17 protein-coding genes are annotated in these 17,235 nt (G+C 72.6%); 6 read left to right on the top strand and 11 right to left on the bottom strand.

The window, feature by feature from the left end; translation table 11 throughout:
- Positions 1-26: 26 nt before the first annotated feature.
- On the bottom strand, positions 27-2,342 hold the full coding sequence (locus FHS87_RS03420; RefSeq protein WP_184513855.1) for a methyl-accepting chemotaxis protein: 2,316 nt from the start codon (positions 2,340-2,342) through the stop codon (positions 27-29).
- A 108-nt stretch (positions 2,343-2,450) separates the two neighbouring features.
- On the opposite strand from FHS87_RS03420, the gene FHS87_RS03415 reads away from it, so the two are divergent.
- The 6 genes from FHS87_RS03415 to FHS87_RS03390 all read left to right on the top strand — a co-directional run bounded on the left by FHS87_RS03415 (position 2,451) and on the right by FHS87_RS03390 (position 8,207).
- Positions 2,451-2,876: a DUF1489 family protein gene (locus tag FHS87_RS03415; RefSeq protein WP_184513853.1), complete on the top strand. Its 426-nt coding sequence runs from the start codon at positions 2,451-2,453 to the stop codon at positions 2,874-2,876.
- A gap of 209 nt (positions 2,877-3,085) precedes the next feature.
- Positions 3,086-3,880, top strand: a complete 795-nt coding sequence (locus FHS87_RS03410; RefSeq protein ID WP_221299456.1) for a lysophospholipid acyltransferase family protein — start codon at positions 3,086-3,088, stop codon at positions 3,878-3,880.
- 34 nt (positions 3,881-3,914) lie between these two features.
- The gene (locus tag FHS87_RS03405) at positions 3,915-5,255 is read left to right on the top strand and encodes a 3-deoxy-D-manno-octulosonic acid transferase (protein ID WP_246417794.1); all 1,341 of its coding nucleotides are present in this window, start codon (positions 3,915-3,917) and stop codon (positions 5,253-5,255) included.
- 7 nt (positions 5,256-5,262) lie between these two features.
- Positions 5,263-6,252 carry a tetraacyldisaccharide 4'-kinase gene (gene lpxK, locus FHS87_RS03400; protein ID WP_184513851.1) on the top strand — a complete coding sequence of 330 codons (990 nt, stop codon included), beginning with the start codon at positions 5,263-5,265 and terminating at the stop codon, positions 6,250-6,252.
- A gap of 95 nt (positions 6,253-6,347) precedes the next feature.
- Entirely contained in the window at positions 6,348-7,304 is a 957-nt protein-coding gene (gene mbfA / locus FHS87_RS03395) for an iron exporter MbfA (RefSeq protein WP_184513849.1), read from the top strand.
- A 63-nt stretch (positions 7,305-7,367) separates the two neighbouring features.
- Positions 7,368-8,207 carry a DUF2272 domain-containing protein gene (locus FHS87_RS03390; protein ID WP_246417793.1) on the top strand — a complete coding sequence of 280 codons (840 nt, stop codon included), beginning with the start codon at positions 7,368-7,370 and terminating at the stop codon, positions 8,205-8,207.
- A gap of 47 nt (positions 8,208-8,254) precedes the next feature.
- On the opposite strand, the gene FHS87_RS03385 is transcribed toward FHS87_RS03390, so the two are convergent.
- The 10 genes from FHS87_RS03385 to FHS87_RS03345 form a co-directional block, all read right to left on the bottom strand.
- Positions 8,255-9,748, bottom strand: coding sequence for a carboxypeptidase M32 (locus FHS87_RS03385; protein ID WP_184513847.1), 1,494 nt, complete (start codon positions 9,746-9,748; stop codon positions 8,255-8,257).
- A complete protein-coding gene (locus FHS87_RS03380) occupies positions 9,745-10,434 on the bottom strand; it encodes an SURF1 family protein (RefSeq protein ID WP_184513845.1) in 690 nt (229 codons plus the stop codon). The genes FHS87_RS03385 and FHS87_RS03380 overlap by 4 nt, the downstream gene beginning before the upstream one ends.
- Before the next feature lie 85 nt (positions 10,435-10,519).
- Positions 10,520-11,389, bottom strand: coding sequence for a cytochrome c oxidase subunit 3 (locus FHS87_RS03375; RefSeq protein ID WP_184513843.1), 870 nt, complete (start codon positions 11,387-11,389; stop codon positions 10,520-10,522).
- Between the two features lie 108 nt (positions 11,390-11,497).
- Positions 11,498-12,097 (bottom strand): cytochrome c oxidase assembly protein, encoded by a 600-nt coding sequence (locus tag FHS87_RS03370; RefSeq protein ID WP_184513841.1) that lies wholly within the window; start codon positions 12,095-12,097, stop codon positions 11,498-11,500.
- Positions 12,098-12,131: 34 nt separating this feature from the next.
- A complete protein-coding gene (locus FHS87_RS24155; RefSeq protein WP_281394284.1) occupies positions 12,132-12,266 on the bottom strand; it encodes a hypothetical protein in 135 nt (44 codons plus the stop codon).
- A 14-nt stretch (positions 12,267-12,280) separates the two neighbouring features.
- On the bottom strand, positions 12,281-13,252 hold the full coding sequence (locus FHS87_RS03365) for a heme o synthase (protein ID WP_184513839.1): 972 nt from the start codon (positions 13,250-13,252) through the stop codon (positions 12,281-12,283).
- A gap of 54 nt (positions 13,253-13,306) precedes the next feature.
- A complete protein-coding gene (gene ctaD, locus FHS87_RS03360) occupies positions 13,307-14,902 on the bottom strand; it encodes a cytochrome c oxidase subunit I (RefSeq protein WP_184513837.1) in 1,596 nt (531 codons plus the stop codon).
- 25 nt (positions 14,903-14,927) lie between these two features.
- A complete protein-coding gene (coxB, locus tag FHS87_RS03355; protein ID WP_246417792.1) occupies positions 14,928-15,788 on the bottom strand; it encodes a cytochrome c oxidase subunit II in 861 nt (286 codons plus the stop codon).
- Between the two features lie 279 nt (positions 15,789-16,067).
- The gene (locus tag FHS87_RS03350; RefSeq protein WP_312861864.1) at positions 16,068-16,394 is read right to left on the bottom strand and encodes an ArsR/SmtB family transcription factor; all 327 of its coding nucleotides are present in this window, start codon (positions 16,392-16,394) and stop codon (positions 16,068-16,070) included.
- A gap of 85 nt (positions 16,395-16,479) precedes the next feature.
- Positions 16,480-17,121: a hypothetical protein gene (locus FHS87_RS03345; protein WP_184513833.1), complete on the bottom strand. Its 642-nt coding sequence runs from the start codon at positions 17,119-17,121 to the stop codon at positions 16,480-16,482.
- Positions 17,122-17,235 lie beyond the last annotated feature (114 nt).

The following is a 17,235-nucleotide window of genomic DNA, read 5'->3' as shown; positions in this document are numbered from 1 at the left end:
CGCAAGCCGGGGCCGCCCTGCCCCCGTCAGGCGGCGCGCACGGCCCGCAGGAAGCCCGCGGACTTCTCCCGCAGGATGCCCGTCTGCCCCGCCAGGATTTCGGTGGCGGCCAGCATGCCGCCGGCGGCGCTGCCCGTCTCCTCCGCGGCGGTGCGCACGCCGGCGATGGCCCCGTTCACCATCTCCGTACCGTCCGCCACCTGTGCGGCGCTCCGGGCGATCTCCTGCGTCGTCGCGCCCTGCTGCTCCACGGCGGCGGCGATGGCGGTCGCGATCTCGCTCGTGCGCTCGACCGTCTCGCCGATGCCGCGGATGGCCTCCACGGCCCCGGCCGTGGCCGCCTGCATCTGCTGGATCTGGGCGGAGATCTCCTCAGTGGCCTTGGCGGTCTGGCTGGCGAGGGACTTCACCTCGCTCGCCACCACGGCGAAGCCCTTGCCGGCCTCGCCCGCCCGCGCCGCCTCGATCGTGGCGTTGAGCGCCAGCAGGTTCGTCTGACCCGCGATGTCTCCGATCAGCCGCACCACATCGCCGATCCGGGCGGCGCCATCCGCCAAGCCGCGCACGGTGCCATCGGTCGCGCGCGCCTCGGCGACGGCACGGGCCGCCACATCCGCGGCCTCGGCCACGCGGCGCGTGATCTCGGCGATGGAGGCGGCCATCTCCTCGGCCGCGGCGGCCACGGCGCCGACCTCGTTCCCCGCGCGGGCGGCGACCTCGGCCACTTCGGCGGCCTCGCGCCCCGAGCGGCTGGCGCTCCCATGCACCAGCCCGGCGGAGCGGCGGAGCTGCTCGGCCTGGCCGGCCAGGTTCTCGACCACGGCGCCGACCTCGGCCTCGAAGGTGTCAGCGAGCCGGGCCTCCTCGGTCACGACGCGCCAAGTGAGCATCGGGCCGGCAAAGGCGCCGCGCCCGTCGGTGATCGCGCTGGCCTGGAGGTCCACGACCTCCTGCCCGATGACGAGGCGGGCGCGGTGCGGCAGGGCGGAGGGGTTGGACAGGACCGGCCCCAGGGCGGAGAGGCCGGCCAGCGGCAGCTCCCCGAGCGACTTCCCGAGCACGGGCTCGCTCACCCCCAGCCGGGCGAGCACCGTGCCCATCTCGGCATTTGCATGGGTGACCCGCAGCGCGGGATCCACGGCCATCAGACCCAGCGGCATCTGCTCGATCATCTGGGCCTGGGCAAAGGCGCGCCCGACCGTGCCGCGCAAATCCTCGAGCGCGGCCGCGATCCGCCCCGTCTCGTCGCGGGAGGCGCGATCCCGGGCCTCGGCCGCCCCGCCCGGCGCGGTGTCGCCGGCCGCGATCGCCCGCACCCGCACGGCCGCCCGGCGCAGCGGCGCGCCGATCGCCCGCGAGCTGGCCCAGGAGGAGAGGAGCAGGATCACCGCCACCGCGCCGCCGATAGAGAGGGTAAAGTCCGCCATGCTCTCCACCGAGGTCTCGACGGAGGCACGGCGCAGGGAGGCGTCCTGGCGCAGGAGGCCGGTCGCCTCGCCGAGCGCGCCCTGCACGGCCGCGGATGCCTTCTCGGCCTCCTCGTCGTGCAACTTGCGGATCTCGGCCAGCACCGAGAGGATCGTCTCCGCCCCTTCGGCGAGGCCGGAGGCGACGGCGCCGATGCGGGTGATGTCCTCCTTCAGCCGGTCCGACATCCCGGCGGACAGGGCGCCCCGGAGATGGACGCGCTGCTGCGCCGCGGCCCGGCGCACGCGGCGCGCCTGCGCCTCCTCGCCCGTGATGAGGAAGCGCTGCACGGCGAGGCGCACCTCGTTCACCGCGTTGGAGAAGGTCATCAGCCGGCTGCGAGCATCCTCGACCCCGCTCCGGTCCGACAGCTCGAATTCGAGGCTGCCGAGCACGGCCTCCATCGCCTGGTCGAAATCCACGGCCTGACCGTAGAGACGCTCGTCCCGCGCCCCGATCATGCGTCCGCGCAGCTCCAGCATGCGGGCAACTGCCGCCTCATGCGCGCGCATGGCCGGGATCGCCGCCTCGGCCGCGGTGCGGGCGGCGGAGGGGGGCAGCGCCCGCACGGCTTCCTCGGTCCGTGCTCGCGCCTCGGCCATGCTGGAGCGGGCCGCCTCCGCCGCGGCGCGGGCGGCGGACAGGGTCTGGGCGCTGCCCAGCTCGGCCGTGGCGGCCGGGGCCTGGGCGGCGCGCGCGCCCGCCTGCTCCATGAGGGCGAGCACGCCGGCGGCCTCCTTCAGCTGGCCCTGCTGCCGCGTGACCTCGCGCGCCTCCACCCAGACGAGGCCCACGAGGCCGCTCAGAAGGGTAAGCGTCAGTCCGGCGCTCGCCCCGAGCTTCCGGGCGACCGAGAGGTTCTGGAAGGCGCGCATCCCTGGCGATCTCCTCGTTGTGAGCGTCACCAATCCTACGGGCCGAATGCCTAACCGCTGGATAAGGCCAGCTTGCGCGCGAAGGGTCGCGGGAGCAGATGGCGCGGCGTGCTGCACATCATCAAACTGGCCGTGGGGCCGAAGGACGTCGATGCGCTGGAGCGCGGCCAGGCGCTGCGCGCCCGCGGCCCGGAGGGGCTGCGCCACGTCACGCGCATGACGCCCCGGCGCGCGCCGGAGATCCTGGAGGGCGGCTCCATCTACTGGGTGGTGGCGGGGGTGCTGCGCGTGCGCCAGCGAATCCTCGCGATCGAGCCCGTGAAGCGGGCGGACGGCACGGGCGCCACAGCGCTCATCCTCCAGCCCGGCCTCGTCCATGTCCGCCCCCGCCCGGTGAAGGCCTTCCAGGGGTGGCGCTACCTCGAAGCCCATGCGGCACCCCCGGACCTCGCGGAGGGCGAGGCGGCGGTGGAGGGAATCGAGGAACTGCCGCCGGCGATGCGCCGGGCGCTTCTCGACCTCGGCCTCCTCTAGAGCGGTTTCCGTTCGCCGTGGCTCGCGGCAACCGCTCTCGCGTTCTGCTTTGGCGCATCTTCCGAGCCGCCGGGTGATTCCACCCGGCTTGAAAATGCTCCGGCCCAGCCGTTCCCGCCCGCGCCCCGTCCCGCGCGCCCGGCCGGAGCCCTGCCCGTGACCTCCCGCCGCGCCCGTGCTAGGGGCGCCCGACCCATGGCACGCCTCCGATGCTCAAGCGGCTGACCCGCCACCCCCGCTTCCTCGCGGCCGCGGCCCGGCTGCTGGGCCTCTACATCGCCCTCGTCCACCGCACGACGCGCTGGACGCTGGCGGGCGACGCCGCCATCGCGGCGCTCCAGGCCCGGCCCGGCCCGATCATCCTCTCCTTCTGGCACGAGCGGATCGCGCTCGGCCCCCGGCCCTGGATCGGCATGCAGCGGCTGGTGCCCGCGCTGCGCCCCAAGCGGCCTCAGGTCCTCGTCTCCCAGCACCGGGACGGCGTGTTCATCGGCGAGGTCGTGGCGCGCTTCGATCTCGACATGATCTACGGCTCCACCTCCAAGGGCGGCAGCCAGGCGCTGCGAACGATGCTGAAGATTCTCCGAAAGGAGGGCGTCGTGGCCATCACCCCGGACGGGCCGCGCGGGCCGCGCCGGGTGGCGGCGCCGGGGGTGGGGCAGCTCGCGGCCGTGTCGGGCGCGCCCGTCCTCCCCTATGCCGCCGCGACCACGCGCGGCTTCCGCCTGCGCTCCTGGGACCGGATGCTCATCCCCCTGCCCTTCTCGCGCGGGCTGATCGTGCTGCACCCCCCCTTCACCGTGCCGCCCCACGCCGCCGAGGCCGGGCGCGCGGCCGTGGAGGCGGCGCTCACCGAGGTCTGCGACGCCGCCGATGCCTGGGCCGAGGCGCGGCGCGCGGGGCGCGGCGGCGAGGCCGAGCTGGCCGCCGCCCAGGCCATCGCGCGCCGCGCGCCGCCCGCCTTCCCCGCACCCCCGGCAGGGCCCGGGACGGAGGCGGCTTGACCCTCGCCGGGGATTCCCGCCCGGCGCCGCCGGCTTGAGCGACGCAACCCTTCCCGGTGGCTGGCGCGGCACGCTGCCGCTGCTCGCCTGGCGCGCGGCGACCGGCCTCGCCGCGCCGCTCCTGCCGCTCTGGCTAGCCCGCCGCGCCAGGCGCGGGAAGGAGGACCCCGCGCGGCTGGGCGAGCGCCGGGGCGAGGGCGCGGACCGTCCGCCCGGCCCGCTGCTCTGGCTGCACGGCGCGAGCGTGGGGGAGAGCCAGTCCGCCCTGCCGCTGATCGAGGCCCTCGCCGCCTCCCGTCCCGCGCTGCGCTTCCTCGTCACCACCGGCACGGTCACCGCCGCGCGGCTGCTGGCGGAGCGCCTGCCGCCCTCTCTCGCGCCCCGGGTGCAACACCGCTTCGCCCCGCTCGACGTGCCCGCCCATGTCGAGCGCTTCCTCGATGGCTGGCGGCCGGACGCGGCGGTGTTCATCGAGAGCGAGATCTGGCCGAACCTCATCCTCGCCGCCGCCGGGCGCGGCGTGCCCATGGCGCTGGTGAACGCGCGCCTCTCCGCCGGCTCCGCCCGCGGCTGGGGGCGGGTGCCCTCCGTGGCGCGGCGGCTCTTCGGCGCCTTCCGGCTGGTGATCGCGCAGACGGAGGACGATGCCGCCCGCCTGCGCGCCCTCGGCGCCGAGGGGGCGGAGGCCTGGGGCAACCTGAAATTCGCCGCCCGCCCCCTTCCCGCCCCGGAGGCGGCGCTGGCCGCCCTGCGCGGCGCCATCGGTCCCCGCCCCGTGCTGCTGGCCGCCAGCACCCATCCCGGGGAGGAGGCGCAGGTCGCCGAGGCGCACGCCCTGTTGGCCGAGCGCCTTCCCGAGCTGCTGACCATCCTCGCGCCCCGCCACCCCGAGCGCGGCCCGGCCCTGGCGCGGGAACTCGATGCGCTTCCCCTCGCGCTGCGCTCGCGCGGCGAGCTGCCCGGCGCGGACACGGCGCTCTACGTGGCGGACACGCTGGGCGAGCTGGGGCTGCTCTACCGCCTGGCCGGGGCCGCGCTGATCGGCGGCTCCCTCGTGCCCCATGGCGGGCAGAACCCGCTGGAGGCGGCGCGGCTCGGCTGCCCCGTTCTGCTCGGCCCGCACACAGCCAATTTCACCGCCATCGTGGACCGTATGATCGAGGCCGGCGCGGCCCTCCGCGTGGCCGGCCCCGCCGCGCTGGCCGAGGCCGCTGCTGGCGTGCTAACGCATCCCGAACGGGCTCGCGCCATGACCTCGGCCGCCGCCCGGATCGCGGCGGATGCGGGGGCGCTGCCCGAGCGGATGGCCGCCGCGATCGAGACCCTCCTGCCCGCCCCCTCCGGGACCGGGCGGGATCAGGAAAAGGAAGCCTGACGGCACCATGCGTGCCCCCGATTTCTGGACCGGGGATGGCGGCGGGCTCGCCCCCATCCTGCTCTCCCCCATCGCCGCCCTCTATGCCTCGGCCACCGCGCGGCGCGTGGCCAGGCCGGGCTGGCACGCCCCGGTCCCCGTGATCTGCTGCGGCAACGCGACGGCGGGCGGCGCGGGCAAGACGAGCCTCGCCCTCGACCTCGGCCAGCGCCTGGCCAACCGGGGCGTGGCCGCCCACTTCCTCACCCGCGGCTATGGCGGCACGGAGCGCGGTCCGATCCGGGTGGAGCCGGGCAAGCATGACAGCCGCGCCGTGGGCGACGAGGCCCTGCTGCTCGCCGCCGAGCAGCCGACCTGGGTGGCCGCGGACCGCGCCGCCGGCGCCCGCGCCGCGGTGGAGGCCGGCGCGCAGGTCATCGTCATGGATGACGGGCTGCAGAACCCGACGCTGGAGAAGGACCTCTCCTTCCTGACGATCGACGGCTCCTACGGCTTCGGCAACGGCCGGGTGATCCCGGCCGGCCCGCTGCGCGAGCCCGTGGCCAATGCCGCCGGCCGCGCCCGGGCCGCCGTGCTGATCGGCGATGACGAGACCGGCGCGCTGGCGCATCTCCCCCCGGGGATGCCCGTGCTGCGCGCCCGCACCGTGCCCGGGCCGGAGGCGGCGCAGCTCTCGGGGCAGCCGGTCTTCGCCTTCTGCGGCATCGGCAATCCCCGCAAGTTCTTCGCGACGCTGGCCGGGGCGGGCGCGAGCATCGCCGGCCGCGCCTCCTTCGCCGACCACTATCCCTACGACGCCGGCGACATGCGCGACCTGATGGCCGAGGCCGACCGGCTGCGCGCCATCCCCGTGACCACGCGCAAGGACTTCGTCCGCATCCCCCCCGCCTTCCGCTCGCGGGTGACGGTGGTGACGGTGACGCTCGCCTGGGACGAGGCGGCGCAGCTGGAGGCGATGCTGGACCCGCTGGCCGGGCGCGTGCCCGTGCCGGCCTGATCCGGGCGGCGCAATCGAGAATGCGTCACGATTGCGCCTAAATATCTGTTTTTCTTGGCCTTCCCTTGAAGCCCGATCCGGGGCTAGCTAGAGGGATGAAGCGCTTCGAGGACCTCACGGAGGCCGAGACCCTCGCCCTCGCCATCGCGAACGAGGAGGAGGACTCGCGGATCTACGCCACCTTCGCCATGCGGCTGCGCGGCGACTACCCCGCGACCGCCGCCGTCTTCGACGGCATGGCGGAGGAGGAGAACGAGCACCGCCGCTCCCTCCTCGCCCTCTACGAGCGCAAGTTCGGGCAGGAGCTGCCCCTCATCACCCGCCAGGACGTGCGCGGCTTCCTCCGCCGCAACCCCGTCTGGCTGGCCGAGGAGCTGCGGATCGACGTGGTGCGCAGACAGGCCTCGATCATGGAACTGGAGGCCGGGCAGTTCTACGCCCGCGCCGCCGAGCGGGCGCGCGACACGGATGTCCGCCGCCTTCTCGGCGACCTCGCCCTGATCGAGCAGAAGCACGAGGCGGTGGCCGAGCGCCTGGCCGAGACGCATCTGACGGAAGCCGCCCGCACGGGGGAGGACGAGACCAAGCGGCGCCTGCTGGTGCTGCAGGTGGTGCAGCCCGCCCTGGCCGGGCTGATCGACGGCTCCGTCTCCACCCTCGCCCCCATCTTCGCCGCCGCCTTCGCGACGGGGAACACGCACGAGACCTTCCTCGTCGGCCTCGCCGCCTCGGTCGGCGCGGGCATCTCGATGGGGCTGACCGAGGCGATGTCGGATGACGGCGCGATCACCGGGCGCGGCCGTCCCTGGATCCGCGGCCTCGCCTGCGGCCTCGCGACGGCGGTGGGCGGGCTGGGCCATGCCCTGCCCTACCTCATCCCCGACTTCTGGACGGCGACCGCCGTCGCCGCGGTGGTGGTGGTGGTAGAACTCCTGGCCATCGCCTGGATCCGCTGGCGCTACATGGAGACGCCCTTCGGCTCGGCGCTCGTGCAGATCGTGCTGGGCGGGCTGCTCGTGCTGCTGGCGGGCATCTTCATCGGCAGCGGCTGAGACGGCCCTCGTCATTTTGCGCGCGGGCCGAAACCGGCGGTTGTTGCGCCGCGATACCGGACCATGCGCCGCGCTTCTTCTTCTCTGCTCGCTCTCCTCCTGGCGGCCTGCGCCTCGGGGGCATCCGGTCCGGGAGGCACGGGTTCCTCCGGGGCCTCCCGCTCCCCCGGCCCCGGTGCCGCACGCCTCGCCTCCGTTGCCGAGCGGGAGTGGCGGGCCTGGGGGCGGATCGCCGTCGACGGCTGGCCCGTTGCCCTGGAGCGCACGCCGGACGCGACGCCGGAGCTCTTCGAGCGGCTGATGACCTACTGGTCCGCCACCCCCGAGGGACCGGAGGTGGTCACCGCCCATCGCCTCTTCCGCGACACGATCACCGCTCCACTGGCCGAGGCCGCCTCGCTGGATCCCGTCTCCGGCCTGCCCTTCACGGTGGTGCCGGCGAACGTGGCCATCTCCAGCTTCAACCACCCTGCCTGGTCCGCCGCCTTCATCAGCTTCGCCATGGCCGAGGCGGGAGCCCCGCGCGCGGATTTCGACCCCTCCGCCAGCCACGCTCTCTATGTGGACCGGCTGATCGCGGCGGCGCTGGCCGATCCCGAGGGCGCCGCCTTCCTGCCGCGCGGCCCCGCCGAGCACGCCGCCCGCCCCGGCGACCTCCTCTGCGCGGACCGCTCGGCCGCGCCGCTGCCGGACTGGCCCTCCCGCCTCGCCGAGGCCGGGAGCTTCCGCCCGATGCACTGCGACATCGTGGTGCGCGCGGGCGGGGGAACAGTCGACATCATCGGCGGCAACGTGCTGGACGTCGTGCTGCGCCGGCGGGTGCCGACGGATGCGGCGGGCCATGTCCTGCCCCCGCCGCCCGATCGCCCACCCTTCTTCGTGATCTTCGAGAACCGGCGGTAGCGCCGCCCGGCTTTCTGCCGGATCAGGTCCCCCGGCTTCCGGCCGGATCAGGTAAGATAGCGCGCGCGCAGGTGCTCCATGAAGGCCGAGGGGTCGAGCGGCCGGCCGGTTGCGGACGTCATCAGCTCCTGGAAGCCGAGGAGCGATCCCCTCTCATGGATGGAGACGCGGAGCCAACCTACCAGCGGGGCGAAATCGCCCCTGCCCAGCGCCTCGTCCAGCCCGGGCACGGCGATGCGCGCCGCCTGCATGAGCTGTGCCGCCGCCATGGCGCCGAGGGTGTAGGAGGGGAAGTAGCCGAAGGCGCCGTCGTGCCAGTGGATGTCCTGCAGGCAGCCGCGCGCGTCGTCGGGCGGGATGATGCCGAGCAGCCCCTGCAGACCCTCGCCCCAGGCACCGGGCAGCTCGGCCACGCGGAGATCGCCCGCGATCAGCGCCCGCTCCAGCCGGAAGCGCAGGATGACATGGGCGGGGTAGGTGATCTCGTCCGCCTCGACTCGGATGAAGCCGCGCCCCACGCGCCGCCAGAGCCGGCCGAGATTCGCCCCGGCATAGGCGGCGGGATCGCCCCCGAAGGCGGCGTGCAGCTCGGGGCCGAGCCAGGAGAGGAAGGCATCGGAACGGCTGGCCTGCATCTCGATGATGAGGCTCTGCGATTCGTGGGCAGCCATGCCGGCGGCCTCGCCCACGGGCTGGCGCGCATAGGCCTCGGGCAGGCCGCGCTCGTAGAGGGCGTGGCCGGTCTCGTGCAGGATGCCGAGCATCGCCTGTCCGAAGGCCTCCGGCGTGTAGCGCGTGGTGATCCGCACGTCGGTCGGTGTGCCGCCGCAGAAGGGGTGCGCGCTCTCGTCCAGCCGGGCGTGGTCGTAGTCCAGCCCCGCCCGCTCCGAGAGGCGGCGGCCGAGGGCGCGCTGCACCTCCACCGGGAAGGGGCCCTGCGGCTCAACCGGCGCGGGGCGGGAGGCCTGGACCTCCTCGGCCCGCGGCAGCGCCTCGGCCAGGAAGGCCTCGTAGGCGGCGAAGACCGGCTCGACATCGGCGGCGAGGATACCGGGCTGGTAGGTGTCCATCAGCGCGTCATAGGGCGAGAGGCCGGTGGCGCCGGCCAGGGCGGCGGCCGTCTCCCGCTGGAGCGCCACCACCTCCTCCAGCCAAGGGCGGACCGCCGCGAAGTCGGAGCGGGGCCGCGCCTCGCGCCAGACCTTCTCGCAGGCGGAGTTCGCCCGGGCCGTCGCCTCGACGAGATCGGCCGGCAGGGCGGTCGCGCGCCGGTGGGCGCGGCGCATGAGGGCGAGGTTCGCCTCGCCCCAGGCCCCCTCCGCCCCGGCCGCGGCAAGGTCGCCGGCCACTTCCGGCGCGACGAGCATGGCGTGGGAAACCCCCGCCAGCACCGCGAGCTGCTCCCCCCGCGCCGCGCCGCCGCCGGGCGGCATCATGGCGGAGGCATCCCAGCCGAGCATGGCCGCGGCCTCGTTGAGGGTCGCGATACGGGCGAAGCGATCCTTCAGGCGGGCATAGGCGGTCGCGGAGGTGTCGCTCACGGGTCGTCCTTGCGGAGGCAGAAGGCGATGAGCACGCCGACGAGGGAGGCGGCGAGCCCGTACCAGGTGATGGCGTAGCCGAGATGGGAGTTGGTGGGCCGGGGCAGCGTCGCGGCCGGCTGCGGCAGCGCGTTCCCCGCTTGGCCGGGCCCGACGAGGGCGACGAGCAGATCCGGCATCGCGTCCGGCAGGCCGAGCGCGGCGCCGATGGCCCGGGCGTCGGCGGTGTAGAAGCGGCGCCCGACCGTGTCGTCGGTGGCGGCGAAGAGGTCGCGCGGGTCGGGCGGGGAGACGTAGCCCGTGACGGTGACGGGCCCCTCCGGGCGCTCGATCCGCACGCCCTGCCGCTCCAGCGGAACCCAGCCGCGATCGACCAGCACGGGCGGCAGGCCCTCCGCCTCCAGTGGGGTGATGAGGCGCGTGCCGAGGGTGGGGCCGCGCACCTGCACCCCGAGGATCGCCTCCAGGTCGTAGCGGAAGCGGCCGGTCACCTGGACCTTGGTGAAGGGAGCGGGCGAGGCGGTCAGCGGCACGGGCGGCCCGGCCTCGGCGGCCGCGATCCCGGCGAGGAGGTCGGTCTTCCAGTGCAGCCGCCTCACCTGCCAGGTGCCGAGGGCCAGGAGGATCGCCAGCACCGGGATGGAGGCCAGCACGGCCGGAAGGATGCGGCGCAGGCGGGGCGTCATGCGGACCTCTCAACGACGAACCCCGCCCGGCCGGCCGAAAGCTCTCGGCGGGCCGGACGGGGCTCGGGTAACGCGCCGGGGGGCGTCAGTGCTGCGCGATCTCGCCCGCGCCCCAGAGATAGACGACGACGAAGAGGAACAGCCACACCACGTCGACGAAGTGCCAGTACCAGGCGGCCGCCTCGAAGCCGAAGTGCTTGCGCGGCGTGAAGTCCCCGCGCAGGCCGCGGAAGAGGCAGACGGCCAGGAAGATGGTGCCGACGATCACGTGGAAGCCGTGGAAGCCGGTGGCCAGGAAGAAGGTGGAGGGATAGATGCCGCCGCCGGAGAAGGGGAAGGGCGCCTCGGCGTACTCCACGGCCTGGAGGAAGGTGAAGAAGAGGCCGAGCAGCACGGTCAGGAGCAGGCCCTGGATCATGCCCTTGCGGTCGCCCTCGACCAGCGCGTGGTGCGCCCAGGTCACCGTGCAGCCCGAGAGCAGCAGGATCATCGTGTTCAGGAAGGGCAAGCCGAAGGGATCGAAGGTGTGGATGCCCTTGGGCGGCCAGGTCGCGACCTCGGCGCCCGAGACGTGCTCGGGATAGAGGGCGAAGTGGAAGAAGGCCCAGAAGAAGGCGACGAAGAACATCACCTCGGAGGCGATGAACAGCGCCATGCCGTAGCGCAGGCCGATGCGCACGATGGGGGTGTGCAGGCCGGGGGTCTTCGCCTCCCGCACCACGTCGCGCCACCAGAAGTACATGGAGGCGATGACGCCGAGGAAGCCGACGCCCAGCACCCAGTGGATGTTGTAGTGCGCGAACAGCACGATCCCGAGCAGCAGCGCGCCCGCGGAGAAGGAGGCGGTCAGCGGCCAGGGGGACGGGTCGACGAGGTGGTACGGATGCCGGTTCGGCGGCGGCGGCTCGCTCGGATCGAGGGTGACGTCGGCCGTGGTGGTATCGAGGGAAGCCATCGCGCGTCCTGGTGAAGCGGGGCCGGGCCCCGGAAGGTCTCGTCGCATCAATCCCGCAAACGGCCGCGCGGATCAAGGGTTGGACCGGCGCATCGCGCCCCCCTCACCTCAGGGTGTCGCGGTGCGACCCACATGCGGCCCGGCGCTGGCCAGGGCGCCGTTGCGCTCGGCATCCGCCAGGGTGCGGAAGAAGGTGTAGTTCAGGGTGATCGTGCGGATGTCGCGCGTGTTCGGGTCCTGCGCGATCGCGGGGTCCACCCAGAAGCTGACGGGCATCTCCACGGACTGGCCGGGCTGGAGGGTCTGGGCGTCGAAGCAGAAGCAGGCGGTCTTGTGGAAGTACTTGCCCACCACCTCCGGCGTCACGTTGTAGGTCGCCACACCCTCGACGGGGCGGTTCGCCTCATTGGCGGCGCGGTAGAAGGCCAGCCCCTGATCCCCGAGATGGACGGGCATGGAGAGCTGGGCAGCCTCGAACTTCCAGGGCAGGGAGGGATGGGTGTTGGCGGCGAAGCGCACCGTCACCTGCCGCTCGACCGCGCCCGGCGCGGCCTGGCCACCGGCCTGGACCGTGCCGTTATAGCCGGTGATCCGGCAGAACATGGCGTAGAGCGGCACGGCCGCGAAGGAGAGGCCGGCCATCCCCGCCACGGTGGCGAAGGCGGCCAGGGCGACGCGGCGGTTCCGGCGAGCGATGGAGTCGTTCATGTCGGCCCTCAGATGCTCCCCTCCCTCCCCTTCCTCAAGAGACGGAGGAGGTCAGCTTCGCCATGGTAATGGCATAGAAGATCACGACCAGCGCGACGAGCACGACGAGCAGGGCGATGTTACGGCCGCGCCGGCGGCGCACGAAGGCGGCCGCCTCATCATCCGACATCTGGGCAGGTTCCATCAGCCGAGGACTCCGGCGGCGCGCAGCCAGTGATCGAGCGCAATGGCGGCGAACAGGCCGGCAAGGTGCAGAAGGGAGAAGCGGAACGCCGCCTTCGCCGCCCGGTCGCCGACGAGGCTCACCCCGGAAGCATCCTGCGGCTCGGTCAGCACACGCCAGGCATGGAAGAGGAAGCCGGCGCCGAGGGAGAGGGCGTAGGCACCGTAGACCCAGCCCGCCTGCCCCATCAGCACGGGCAGCAGCCCGAGCGGGGCCAGTACCAGCGTGTAGAGCATGATCTGCCGCCGCGTCTCCCGGGCCCCGGCCGCGACCGGGAGCATGGGCACGCCGGCCCGGGCGTAGTCGTCATGCGCCCAGAGGCTGAGGGACCAGAAATGCGGCGGAGTCCAGGTGAAGACGATGGCGAAGAGGATGAGGGGCAGCACGTCCACGCCACCCGTTACCGCGGCCCAGCCGATCACCGGGGGGAAAGCCCCGGCGGCGCCGCCGATGACGATGTTCTGCGGCGTCCGGCGCTTCAGCCACATGGTGTAGATGAACACGTAGAAGAGGATCGACCCGGCGAGCCAGGCCCCCGCCACTGCATTGGTTGCGAGGCCCATCATCAGCACGGAGAGAACCGAAAGGGTGATGCCGAATGCCAGGGCCGCCCCGGGCTCCACCCGGCCCGCCGGGATGGGGCGGCGGGCGGTGCGGCGCATCACCGCGTCGATGTCGCGGTCGTACCACATGTTGATGCAGCCCGCGGCCCCGGCCCCGAGCGCGATGCAGAGGATGGCGACGGTGCCCAGCACGGGATGGATGTGCCCGGGGGCGAGCAGCAGGCCGATCAGGCCGGTGAACACCACCAGCGTCATCACGCGCGGCTTCAGGAGCGCGACCCAGTCGCGCAGCTCCGACCAGTCGGCGGAGATGGCCCCGGAAGATATGGAAAGGGGGGCCGTGGCCCCCCTCCGGATCAGGTCACTCATGGTGACGCCTCATATCGTCCCGAAGCGGCGAACCGCAACGGGGAACTGCCGGGATTAGCGAATGCGCGGCAGCTCATCGAAGGTGTGGAAGGGCGGCGGGGAGGAAACCTGCCACTCCAGCGTCGTCGCGCCCTCGCCCCAGGGGTTCGCCTCGGCCTTCTGCTTGCGCGCGAAGGTCAGGTACACCGTGTAGACGAAGACGAGGAAGGACAGGCCGGAGATATAGGCGCCGGCCGAGGCCACCATGTTCCAGCCCGTGAAGGCATCGGGGTAGTCGGCGTAGCGGCGCGGCATGCCCTGGGCACCGAGGAAGTGCATGGGGAAGAAGGTAATGTTCACCCCCACGAAGGTCAGCCAGAAGTGGATCTGACCCCAGCGCTCCGGGTACTGGTAGCCGCTCATCTTGCCGATCCAGTAGTAGAACCCGGCATAGATGCCGAAGACGGCGCCCAGCGACAGCACGTAGTGGAAGTGGGCCACGACGTAATAGGTGTTGTGCAGGATCTGGGTGACGCCGGCATTCGCCAGCTTCACGCCCGTCACGCCGCCGACGGTGAAGAGGAAGACGAAGCCGATGGCGAAGAGCATCGGCGTCTTGAAGGAGATCGACCCGCCCCACATCGTCGCGATCCAGGAGAAGATCTTGATGCCCGTGGGCACGGCGATGATCATCGTGGCGGCCATGAAGTAGGCCCGCGTGTCCACCGAGATGCCCGAGGTGAACATGTGGTGCGCCCAGACCACGAAGCCGACCACCCCGATCGCGACCATGGCGTAGGCCATGCCGAGATAGCCGAAGATCGGCTTGCGGCTGAAGGTGGACAGCACATGGGAGACGATGCCGAAGGCCGGCAGGATCATGATGTAGACTTCGGGGTGGCCGAAGAACCAGAAGAGGTGCTGGAACAGCACGGGGTCGCCGCCACCCTCGGGCTTGAAGAAGGCCGTGCCGAAGTTCCGGTCCGTGATCAGCATCGTGATCGCGCCGCCGAGGACGGGGACCGAGAGCAGCAGCAGGAAGGCGGTGACCAGCATCGCCCAGACGAAGAGCGGCATCTTGTGCAGCGTCATGCCCGGGGCGCGCATGTTGAAGATGGTCGTGATGAAGTTGGCCGCGCCCAGGATGGAGGAGGCACCGGCGAGGTGCAGGCCGAACAGCGCCATGTCGACGCCGGCGCCGCCCTGGTACTGGATGTCCGACAGCGGCGGGTAGAGGGTCCAGCCCGTGCCGGCGCCGCCCACGAAGAGGCTGGCCACCGTCAGCAGGAAGGCCGGGACGATCAGCCAGAAGGAGATGTTGTTCAGCCGCGGGAAGGCCATGTCCGGCGCGCCGATCATGATCGGCACGAACCAGTTGCCGAAGCCGCCGATCAGGGCGGGCATGACGACGTAGAACACCATCACCACGCCATGCGCGGTGACGGCCACGTTCCACATCTGGCCGTCGGCGAAGAACTGCATGCCCGGGGCCTGCAGCTCCAGCCGCATCAGCATCGAGAGGCCGATGCCGACGAAGGCCGCCACCACCGCGAAGATGATGTAGAGCGTGCCGATGTCTTTGTGGTTGGTCGAGAAGAACCAGCGCGCCACGAAGCCTGGCGCGTGGTTGTGGGCGTCGTGCCCGTGTGTGTCGTGCGCGGCGTGCGCCATGTTGCTCTTTTCCCCTCAGGCCGCCTTAACGGCGGGCCTCCGCGGAGTGGTCGGTGATGGAAGCGACGGGGCCGCCCAGCGCGGCGACCGAGGTGGTGCGGTCCCGCTCCGGCCAGCCGGGGCCGTTGCCCTCGGCGAAGCGGGTGCGGGCCTGGGCCACCCAGGCATCGAATTCGGCGCGCGGCACGGCGCGGACGGCGATCGGCATGAACCAATGGTTCGTGCCGCAGATCTGGTTGCACTGGCCGTAGAAGGTCCCCTCCCGGTCGGCCCGGAACCAGGTCTCCATGGTGCGGCCGGGGATCGTGTACTTCTGCACGCCCAGCGAGGGCACGAAGAAGGAGTGGATGACGTCGTGGCCGCTCGTCATCACGCGGATGGTCGCGCCCACCGGGATCACCAGGGGGTTGTCCACCGAGAGCTTGGCGATCTGGCCGGGACGGATCTCGGCGTCGGCGATGGGGTAGCTGTCGAAGGCGAAGTTGCCGTGGTCGGGATAGGCGTAGTGCCAGTACCACTGCCGCCCCTGGACGGAGATCGTCATGTCCGCGTCACGCGCCCGGTCCTCGTAGTAGATCAGGCGGAAGGAGGGAATGGCGATCACCAGCAGGATCAGCACCGGCACGACCGTCCAGGCCACTTCCAGCATCGTGTGGTGGCTGACGCGGGACGGGTTGGGGTTCCGGCTCGCGCTGTAGCGCCACATCACATAGGCCAGCAGGGCGGCCACGAAGATCGTGATCGCGACGATGATGTAGAGCACGAGGTCGTTGAAGTCGTGGATGGCCACCTTCACCGGCCCGAAGGCCTCCTGGAGGCCCGTGCCCCAGGGCACGGGGGCGCCGACCGCCTCCCCCGTGGGGGCCGGAGCGGGGGACTGCGCCATCGCGCCGGTCCCGGCCGTCAACATCAAAGCCAGGGCTGTTGAGAGAATCCGCCGCATTCCGCCGTCCTGATCCGGTGTTCCGCCCGGGCGCACCGCGCGCCGGGCGACCACGCGCCGCTCGAAAACCTGTGCCGCCCGGTGCGTCCCGCGCCGGCCGAACGCCGCCCCGCGAAGCCGCGGGTCCCAGCGCAACCGGACACTAATCACGGGCCGAGCCAGGGCACAAGATTGGGGCTCGCGCCCGGGTTGGAAGAGGGTGATCTTCCTTGCGAATCCTTCTCACCCCGGAGGCGCAACCTCTCCCTCCGCCTCGCCCTCGGCGACATGGTCCACCATGTCCGTCAGCATCGAGCGGATGTGCTCGTCCATCACGGCGTAGAAGACCTGCCGCCCCCGCCGGTCAGCCTGCAGGAGGCGCGCGGCGCGGAGGAGCCGGAGGTGGTGGGAGACGAGGCTGCCCGAGATCCCGATGCGGTCCGCCATCTCCCCCACGGAGGCCGGGGCGTCGAGGCAGGCGAGGATGATGCTCAGCCGGGTGGGGTCACTCATCAGCCGGAACATCTCGGCCAGCTCCACCACTTGGTCGTCGCCGATCCTGCCCCGCACCGCCAACGTCTCCCCCTTCGGAAAGGGCCGAGTCTCGGGGCAAGGGGGCGCCCTGTCCAGGGTGGCCGCTCCGCGCGCCCAGGGGTCAGACGGAAACGACGCGGAGCCCGGCCCTCTCGGGGCGCTGCAGCGGCGAGGGGCCGGGACCATCCTCAGCCGCCCATCTCTCCAAGACCCATTGCGCCCGGCCGGACAGGGCCAGGGGTTCCGCCGGGGTGCCGGCCAGCCTGGCCGTCCAGCCCGCCCTGTGAGTGACCAGATCCGCCCCGTCCCGCAGGGCGGACAGAAGGGTGTGGGCCCAGCGCGGGGCCACGGGCGCCCCGGGCGCCGCGATCAGCACCGGCACCCCGGGGGCGTCCAGCGCAGCGGCCCAGTCCGAGGCCAGCCGCAAGGCGAGGGGCAGATCCCCAGGGCCGGGCTCGATCCGGAGGGGAAAAGGCAGCTCCGGCGCCATGGATTCGACGATCTGCCGGACATCCGGGTGATCCGACACAACCAGCACGGCGAGGGCTCCGGCAGCCATGGGCACGTCCCCAGCCCCGCGCGACCGCGCGAGGGAGAAGAGCAGGGCCCGCAGCCCCTCCGCCCTCCCGCGCGGAACGGGCACGATCACCACGGCCGCGGGCGTCACCGTGCCCGCCCGCTGATGCTTAGTGGGTTCGTGGAAGACCTGGGGTGCCGCACGCGTCGGAAGATGGGCCAGGGTGTTCATATCGCGATAGGACAACGCGCTTCCTTACAATGACATTAACGCGGCAGGCGGCGGAAAGGCATGTTTCCGGCCGTATCGCGCCGCGGGGCCTTCCGCCGGCGGCCCTCCTGCGCCATCTCCGCCCTATGC

This window comes from Muricoccus pecuniae (assembly GCF_014199205.1).
Classification (GTDB): domain Bacteria; phylum Pseudomonadota; class Alphaproteobacteria; order Acetobacterales; family Acetobacteraceae; genus Roseomonas; species Roseomonas pecuniae.
This window is presented reverse-complemented; position numbering and strand designations above follow the sequence as displayed.

What these genes read in the sequence shown, in the direction of transcription:
- ctaD (WP_184513837.1), bottom strand. Translation starts at nt 14,902, where the DNA reads ATGGCGCACGCCGCGCACGACACACACGGGCACGACGCCCACAACCAC.
- mbfA (WP_184513849.1), top strand. Translation starts at nt 6,348, where the DNA reads ATGAAGCGCTTCGAGGACCTCACGGAGGCCGAGACCCTCGCCCTCGCC.
- FHS87_RS03370 (WP_184513841.1), bottom strand. Translation starts at nt 12,097, where the DNA reads ATGAACGACTCCATCGCTCGCCGGAACCGCCGCGTCGCCCTGGCCGCC.
- lpxK (WP_184513851.1), top strand. Translation starts at nt 5,263, where the DNA reads ATGCGTGCCCCCGATTTCTGGACCGGGGATGGCGGCGGGCTCGCCCCC.
- FHS87_RS03410 (WP_221299456.1), top strand. Translation starts at nt 3,086, where the DNA reads ATGCTCAAGCGGCTGACCCGCCACCCCCGCTTCCTCGCGGCCGCGGCC.
- FHS87_RS24155 (WP_281394284.1), bottom strand. Translation starts at nt 12,266, where the DNA reads ATGTCGGATGATGAGGCGGCCGCCTTCGTGCGCCGCCGGCGCGGCCGT.
- FHS87_RS03420 (WP_184513855.1), bottom strand. Translation starts at nt 2,342, where the DNA reads ATGCGCGCCTTCCAGAACCTCTCGGTCGCCCGGAAGCTCGGGGCGAGC.
- FHS87_RS03365 (WP_184513839.1), bottom strand. Translation starts at nt 13,252, where the DNA reads ATGAGTGACCTGATCCGGAGGGGGGCCACGGCCCCCCTTTCCATATCT.
- FHS87_RS03375 (WP_184513843.1), bottom strand. Translation starts at nt 11,389, where the DNA reads ATGGCTTCCCTCGATACCACCACGGCCGACGTCACCCTCGATCCGAGC.
- coxB (WP_246417792.1), bottom strand. Translation starts at nt 15,788, where the DNA reads ATGGCGCAGTCCCCCGCTCCGGCCCCCACGGGGGAGGCGGTCGGCGCC.
- FHS87_RS03380 (WP_184513845.1), bottom strand. Translation starts at nt 10,434, where the DNA reads ATGACGCCCCGCCTGCGCCGCATCCTTCCGGCCGTGCTGGCCTCCATC.
- FHS87_RS03390 (WP_246417793.1), top strand. Translation starts at nt 7,368, where the DNA reads ATGCGCCGCGCTTCTTCTTCTCTGCTCGCTCTCCTCCTGGCGGCCTGC.